Source organism: Fibrobacter sp. (assembly GCA_024398965.1).
Taxonomy (GTDB): domain Bacteria; phylum Fibrobacterota; class Fibrobacteria; order Fibrobacterales; family Fibrobacteraceae; genus Fibrobacter.
Map to the genome: position 1 here is coordinate 1 of JAKSIF010000129.1, position 1715 is coordinate 1715.

Annotated in this window: 1 protein-coding gene; it reads right to left on the minus strand. The window is 47.2% G+C overall.

Going from position 1 to position 1715, the window contains the following annotated elements; all coding sequences use genetic code 11:
* Positions 1 to 250: 250 nt before the first annotated feature.
* The gene (locus tag MJZ26_15060; GenBank protein MCQ2107096.1) at positions 251 to 1564 is read right to left on the minus strand and encodes an IS30 family transposase; all 1314 of its coding nucleotides are present in this window, start codon (positions 1562 to 1564) and stop codon (positions 251 to 253) included.
* Positions 1565 to 1715 lie beyond the last annotated feature (151 nt).

Genomic DNA, 1715 nt, shown 5'->3' on the forward strand with positions numbered 1-1715 from the left:
CGTGAATTTAAATACTAAACGCAGTATTCAAAAGTAAAGTCTACATGTACCTTGAAAATCGCATAGATAGTTGAATTTTACAGTCACCATTTGGCCTGATTCTGTGGTAAACTACTGTCATGTCAACAAAAAAACTGTTTTTCGGATATGGCAAACAGGCCTCTGGAAGGTCCGTGTCCGGGACTAAAATCTACAGGCCGCATACATTTACGTATAGTTTGTTAGTCCGGCAGCGGTTTTTGTTGATGGGTTATTTAAGCAGCTTCGGTGACAGAGTGACCTCGTCTGGCGCAACGTACCGGAGCTGCAGTTTTTCCAGCACCTCCGGTCCCAGATCCTTTAAGGCCATCTGAAAGGGCGTACGCCCGTCAAGCTCTTTTCTCGGAGCGTTGTTGACGTGATCAACGGCTCTGCGGATATCCCATTGCGTGTAACCTTCCAGGACGGTCCCCTTCGGAATGATCATGCGAAGCATCGTATGGACGTTCTCGATGCCGCCTTTCTGGCTGCTGCGCATGGGATCACAGTAGTAGATCTTCGTTCTGCATTCACCGCTTTTGTCGGTTTCAAGGCTTTCAGGATCACCGAATTCACCACCTCTGTCGGTAAGGATCACAGGAAAAAGGAAAAGGAATTCCGTGGCATTTCCCAAGGCTTTCTGGATCCGGTTGAATTCCAGCGAAACAGCCCCTTTCGTACAGCGGTTCATGAGCCTGCCGATCAGGAGTTCATACTGAGGAAAATAGATCGTAAGGATGCATTTGTTGGAACCCTGTCCTGACTTTACGGTATCCATTTCCCAAAAATCCATCTCATCACAATGAGCGGTTTTAAACTCCTCATATGTTCTTCCGATGAAGACGGTCCTGTCCGTGATCTGTTCTTTGTGGCATTTGCGTTTCTTGAACTTGACCTTTCTCTTTAAGTCAATGTTTCTGGAAAGAAGGAACCCCTGATCGATGTAGCTGTAAAGTGTGGTGACAGAGATGCCGAGTTCCGGATGGTTGGTAAGGATCATGTAAGGTGACTGCCCCTGATCAATGAGGGGACGGACCACGGAATCCAGCTGATGGAGCTCCTTTTTGGAAAGACTGATGCCTTCCCGTGAAGAAGAGAGAAACTCTTCATAGTGCCTGTGTGCGGCTTTGGCGTTGTAGTCGTACTTTGTCTGGATCGTACACTTGTTCCTTGCCTGTGGGCAGCCGTTGCAGACAAAAGGCGCCTTTTCGATCCTCTGGCAGTGTTCCCTCTCAAAATCACTGCAGACGTTGTTGCAGCGATGACAGGACCTGCATCTGGTGTCACAGATGAAGAGCTTGTTGCAGGCGTTTGTCTTTCTGCAGGTGAATCTGTGGATGCAGAAGTTGTACGGATTGTTGAAACTTCCGCGGTTCCAGGAATTGACGGTGCGGTGTTTCCAGACTTCTCTGGAGATAGTGGAAGGATCCTTGCAGAGGTATTTTGCAATGTCCCGGAAGGACTTTCCTTCATTCAGGCTTTCTTCGATGTACGTTCTGTCTTCAAGAGAAAGGTGTTTGTGATTTCCCGGTATTATATTTGACATGTCTGGCCTCCTTTACCGCTGCCGGGAACGGAAGAAGGATACAACAAAACCTATGCGATTATCAATGTGCGTATGAAAGACTAAACGCTACTTTTCCGAGACTAAATGCTACTCGGAGCGGGCAAAGTAGAATTTACTTTTTTAATTTAGG

What these genes read in the sequence shown, in the direction of transcription:
- MJZ26_15060 (MCQ2107096.1), bottom strand. Translation starts at nt 1,564, where the DNA reads ATGTCAAATATAATACCGGGAAATCACAAACACCTTTCTCTTGAAGAC.